Source organism: Fundidesulfovibrio sp., from assembly GCF_058402725.1.
On sequence record NZ_JBZVFJ010000201.1, the window covers coordinates 1 to 4,777 of the forward strand.

At 69.7% G+C, this 4,777-nt stretch carries 5 protein-coding genes and 1 pseudogene; 5 read left to right on the forward strand and 1 reads right to left on the reverse strand.

Translation table 11 applies throughout. From position 1 onward, the window contains the following. Positions 1 to 146: 146 nt before the first annotated feature. From ACV4UX_RS17285 to ACV4UX_RS17300, 4 genes are read left to right on the forward strand one after another with little or no spacing between them, the layout of a single operon-like run. The gene (locus ACV4UX_RS17285) at positions 147 to 701 is read left to right on the forward strand and encodes a TlpA disulfide reductase family protein (RefSeq protein WP_491594524.1); all 555 of its coding nucleotides are present in this window, start codon (positions 147 to 149) and stop codon (positions 699 to 701) included. A 10-nt stretch (positions 702 to 711) separates the two neighbouring features. Then, complete coding sequence (locus ACV4UX_RS17290; protein WP_491594525.1) at positions 712 to 2,385, forward strand: rhodanese-like domain-containing protein; 1,674 nt, start codon at positions 712 to 714, stop codon at positions 2,383 to 2,385. Further along, a complete protein-coding gene (locus ACV4UX_RS17295) occupies positions 2,382 to 2,864 on the forward strand; it encodes a MauE/DoxX family redox-associated membrane protein (protein ID WP_491594526.1) in 483 nt (160 codons plus the stop codon). The genes ACV4UX_RS17290 and ACV4UX_RS17295 overlap by 4 nt, the downstream gene beginning before the upstream one ends. Then, on the forward strand, positions 2,864 to 3,175 hold the full coding sequence (locus ACV4UX_RS17300) for a hypothetical protein (protein WP_491594527.1): 312 nt from the start codon (positions 2,864 to 2,866) through the stop codon (positions 3,173 to 3,175). Before ACV4UX_RS17295 ends, ACV4UX_RS17300 begins: the two co-directional genes overlap by 1 nt. Before the next feature lie 73 nt (positions 3,176 to 3,248). On the opposite strand, the gene ACV4UX_RS17305 is transcribed toward ACV4UX_RS17300, so the two are convergent. Then, positions 3,249 to 4,337, reverse strand: a complete 1,089-nt coding sequence (locus tag ACV4UX_RS17305; RefSeq protein WP_491594528.1) for an acyltransferase — start codon at positions 4,335 to 4,337, stop codon at positions 3,249 to 3,251. A 203-nt stretch (positions 4,338 to 4,540) separates the two neighbouring features. Here ACV4UX_RS17305 and ACV4UX_RS17310 point away from each other — a divergent pair. Next, positions 4,541 to 4,777, forward strand: a pseudogene (locus ACV4UX_RS17310) (IS110 family transposase); the annotation flags it as partial.

The window sequence follows — 4,777 nt, forward strand, 5'->3', positions numbered from 1 at the left end:
GGGGCCCCGCTGGCCTTTGCGGCGGCCACCAACGAGCAGCGCAGGCTGCTGGAGTCTGCCGGGGCGGGCAGGTCGGCGTCCATCCATGAAACCCTGGACCAGGCGCTGGAAGCGCTCGGGGCCGGGCGCTGAAAAGGGGGCGGAGCATGGGAGCGTTCGTACGGGCGGTTTGGGCTGCGTTGGTCATTCTGGCGTTCACCGCGGCGGTCGAGGCGGCCGAACCGCCCAAGGCCGGGGCGACGCTCCCGGCGTCGCTCAGCTTCAACGCGCCCGTCAAGCCCGGGGACCGCGCGGCCCTTGGGCTGGGTGACGCGCCCACGTTCAAGCTCGCCGACCTCAAGGCCGGTCTCGTGCTGTTCGAGGTGGTGGGCGTCTACTGCCCGCAGTGTCACGTGCAGGCCCCGCTTTTCGCCAAGCTCAGCGCGCGGCTCGCCCAGGACCCGGCCCTCAAGGACAAGGTGAAGATGCTGGGCATGGCCGCCGGGGCCACCAGGGAGGAGATGGAGTACCTGGGAGAATCCGGAACCTATCCCTATCCCGTGGCCTGGGATCCGGACTTCGTGGCCCACAAGGCCCTGGGCGAGCCCAAGACGCCCTTCACCATGCTTCTCGACGGCAAGGGCAAGGTGCTCTACGCCCACATGGGCATCATCGAGGACGTGAACGCCCTCTACGACCAGATCGCGAAGCTGGCCCGGTAGGCGCACGCCCATGGACTCCGGCGCGCAAGACACCGCCACGCGTTCTCCGGACGACGCGCGCAGGCTCTTCGAGCTCACGGTGCTTCACGAGGCCTCCCTGGAGCTCTCCGCCCTGACCACGCCGGAGCGGATCGCCCGGGTGTTCCTGCTCACGGCCATGGGGGGGCTGCGCGCCTCGGCCGGGTTCGTGGCGCTCACGGGAGCGCCGGGCGGCGAGGCCCTGCTGGTCCATCGCGGCCTCGGGGAGGAGGAGGCCCGGCTGATGGAGGCGGGCTCGGCCACCCTGGGCCGCCAGTGGCTGGATTGCGCCCCCCGCGACGTGGCGCCCCGCCGCGCGCACGTCTTTGCCCGCCGCCCGGGGGACCAGGCCGAGTCGATCCCCGAGGGCGTGACGCTCATGGCCCGCTGGGTCCAGGACGGCGGCCGCTGCGGACTCCTGGGGCTTTCGTCCCTGCCCGGTAGCCCCCCCTACGACTCCGAGGACCACGACTTCCTCCTGAGCCTGCTGGACTGTCTCCAGTCCGCGCTGGCGCGCGCCTTCCTCACGGCCCGCCTGGCGGCCATGGGGCAGGACCTCTCCGAGCGCAACACCCAGCTGGCCCGGCGCAACTTCGAGCAGGAGACCCTGATCCAGGCCCTCTCCGAGATGAGCGCCATGACCACGCCCGAAGAGCTGCTGGCGCGCTTTCTCCTTTTCCTGGCGGGCACGGCCGGAGCCCGGCGCGGCTTCGTCCTGGCCCTCGACCGGGCCGGGGCCGTGGAACACTTCTCGGGCTGGGGCGTGGAACGTGCGGCCCTGGAATCCCTGGACCCCGTGCGCCTGCGCCAGATCGTCACCCGGGGGCTCTTCGCGTCGGGCGGCGGCCGGATCGGCTGGATAGAGGACGCGGCCCAGCTGGCCGCGGCAGGGCTGCCCCGGGACTGCCCGGGGCTGTGGTTCGTGGCCGGGGAGGACTCGGTGGGCTTCGCGGGCCTTGCGCCCCACGGCGACGGCCTGCCCCCGGACGAGGACGTGCGCGAGACGCTTCTGGCCCTCACGAGGGCCTTCGTAACGTGCCTGCGCACGGTGCTTCTGCTGGAGACCCGGCGCAGGCAGGGCGAGGAGCTGGCCCGGCGCAACGCCGAGCTGGCCCGCATGCTGGAGGAGATCACCAGCGCCCGGGTGGCCATCGACGGCCTCAAGGAGGCCAAGGCCCGCCTGCGCGACGTGGTGCGCCGGGAGATGGAACGGGTGTCCCGGGCCACGTGGATGGATTTCGCGCTCATCTTCCTGCTTTCCACGGCCGTGGGCTTCCTCTTCAACTGGGCCAGCCCCTCGGGGGTTGAGCCCGTGCCCGCCGCGTGGACGCGCCCGGCCCCGCCCGAGGCCGACGCGGTCCAGGCCAAGGCGCTCCTGGACTCCGGGGGGGCCGTGCTCATCGACGCCAGGCCCCAGGAATCCTTCCGGGCCGGGCACGCCGCCGGGGCCTTCAACCTCACCCCGGCGCTCTTCGACTTCCTCTACGGCATGCGGCTGGCCAAGCTTCCGCCGGAGCGGCCGGTGCTGGTCTACGGACGCACGGTGTCGCGCCTCTACGACGAGGACGTGGCCCACCTGCTCCAGCGGCGAGGCCACAAGGACGTGCGCGTGATCCGGGGCGGCCTGGAGGCCCTGCGCGCGGCGGGCGCGGGGATGAAGCCGTGAGCGCCAGGACCCGCAAACTCCTGGACGCCCTGCAAAGCCCCTGGCTGGCGCTGGCCTTCCGTCTCTACATGGGGGGGATCTTCATCTACGCCAGCGTCTACAAGATCAACTATCCCGCTGAGTTCGCCGGTTCCATCGCCAGCTACGAGCTGGTGCCGCACTGGGCCGTGGGCGTCATGGCCGTTGTGATGCCCTGGCTGGAGCTGCTCTGCGGGGTGATGGTGGTGGCGGGCATCCGGGCCAAGGCGGCCGTGCTCGTGCTGGCGGGGCTCATGGCCCTGTTCACGGTGGCGGTGTTCGTCACGCTCCTGCGCGGCGTGCCCATCGGCTGCGGGTGCTTCCACTCCATGGAAGACCCCATCAGCTGGCGCACCCTCGTGCGCGACATCCTCTGGCTGGGCATGACCCTGCACGTGTGGCGCTACGACCGGCTCCTGCACATGGAGCCGATGTTTCTGGCCAAGCTGAGGGAACTCTGATGCGATACGCTCTCGTCTGCCTCGCCGCCCTGATCTGGCTGGCCGGTTGCTCCGGCCAGGAGGGGCTGGAGGGGAAGTATTCGGCCAAGGGGCAGGGCGGACAGCCGGTCTCGCTCACGCTCAAGTCCGGCAACGTGGGGGAGTGGGAGACCAGCACGGACTCCGTGCCCCTGCGCTGGGAAATGCGCGAGGGCAGGCTTCTTCTGCACTCCAAAAGCGGCGGCGTGCTCTCGGGGAAGGTGGAGGGCAGGGGGCTTGTGGTCACCCTGCCGGGCGAGGGCGAGCTGGTGTTCACGCGCCCCGGCGGCTGAGCGCGCTTGCGGGGATAACCTGCGCGCCCCACCCGGGGAGAGCAGGTGACGCGCCGTGCGACGCCCCGGCCCCTCAGGGCACGATGCGCCCGAGCCCCGGCACGCGCCTGAGCCCCCACACCAGCAGGGCCGAGAGCGTGAACACCGCCGTACCGGTGAGCACGGGGCCGATCCAGGGGCCGCCGGTGTTCCAGTCCAGGGTCAGAGAGCCGGGCCAAAGGCCCGAGAGCGGCCCGGCCAGCTGCCCCGTCACCAGGGAGAGGGCCAGCACGTGGGCCAGGAAGATGCCGTAGGTGAGCGAGCTCACCTCCCGCACCAGGCCTGCCGTCCGGCCCTCCAGCCTGGGGGACCAGTCCTTGAAGAAGAGGAAGATGGCCGCCGACATGAGCACCGCCAGGGGCTGCTGGTAGCTGAAGAAGGTGTTGGGGAGCATGGTGTTCTGGCCCTTGGCGGCGAACTCCCCGAAGGCGCTCAGCAGGGCGCCGGCCGCAAAGCCCGCCGCCAGGGTCCAACGTCCGCCGGGCACGCGGGGCGGGTGCTCGTTGAGCAGCTTGCCAAGGACGAAATAGCCGAAATAGTAGGGGATCACCGCCCCGGTGAGGAACCTGTTGAGCTCCATCTCCCAGACGAGGCGCGTGGCGAAGTTGAGCGCGGGCACGGCGAAGACGATGGCCGTGAAGCTCCAGGCCAGGGCCTCGCGACCGCGCCCGAAGGCCTGGGCCATGAAGGGCGTCATCAGGTAGACGCCCAGGATCATGTAGAGAAACCACAGCGGCCCGCTCCACATGCCCGTGAAGAAGCGCTTGAGGAACGAGATCACGTGGGGCGTGGTCCCGGTCTGCAGGCACACGAGCAGGTAGTAGACCACCGACCAGCCCAGCAGGGGCACGAGGATCTTCATGCAGCGCCTGCCGTAGAAGGCCTTGAGGTCGATGGGCTTGGGATTGCCCAGGAGCAGCGCGCCGCTGATCATGAGCATCACGGGCACGCAGAACAGGCTGAACGAGGAGTAGAGCACCCCGGCCCAGACGGCCGAGGGGTCCGGCGAGCCGGTCAGGGGCGCGGCGCAGTGCATCACCACCACCCCGGCGATGGCCAGGCAGCGCAGCAGGTCCAGGGCGGGTTGCCGCTTCGGGGCATGGGAGGGGGCATTGGCGGACATGGCGGCCCCTTACTGCATGGACCATGGAAAGGCAACAACAGCGAGTGGTGCGGGCGTCCCGGCGGAAGCAGACGGCGAGGGCTGGGCGGATGTTCCGTCGGGGGGCGGGGGGAGGCCCCGGCCTAACAGTGATGGGATGGCCCCACCCCTCCTAAAGGGGTACGCATCAAGGAGCGACCAAACTTCTTGAAGGAGGCCATCCCATGCAAGCGATTACCACTATCGGTGTTGATTTGGCAAAGAACGCGCTTCAACTTCACGGGGTTGACGCCAACGGGAAGACCGTCTTGCGCAAGTCGCTCAAGCGAGAAAAAGTTCATGTTTTCTTTGCGAATATTCCTCAATGCCTCATAGGAATGGAGGCTTGCGCAACTTCTGCTTATTGGAGACCCCTGCGTAATACGCTGAGGCGCGTGTCTGCTCCTCCCGGCGGCGCATTT

Bases quoted from the DNA above. Each gene is read 5' to 3' on its own strand.
- ACV4UX_RS17300 (WP_491594527.1), top strand. From the start codon at position 2,864: ATGCGATACGCTCTCGTCTGCCTCGCCGCCCTGATCTGGCTGGCCGGT.
- ACV4UX_RS17285 (WP_491594524.1), top strand. From the start codon at position 147: ATGGGAGCGTTCGTACGGGCGGTTTGGGCTGCGTTGGTCATTCTGGCG.
- ACV4UX_RS17290 (WP_491594525.1), top strand. From the start codon at position 712: ATGGACTCCGGCGCGCAAGACACCGCCACGCGTTCTCCGGACGACGCG.
- ACV4UX_RS17305 (WP_491594528.1), bottom strand. From the start codon at position 4,337: ATGTCCGCCAATGCCCCCTCCCATGCCCCGAAGCGGCAACCCGCCCTG.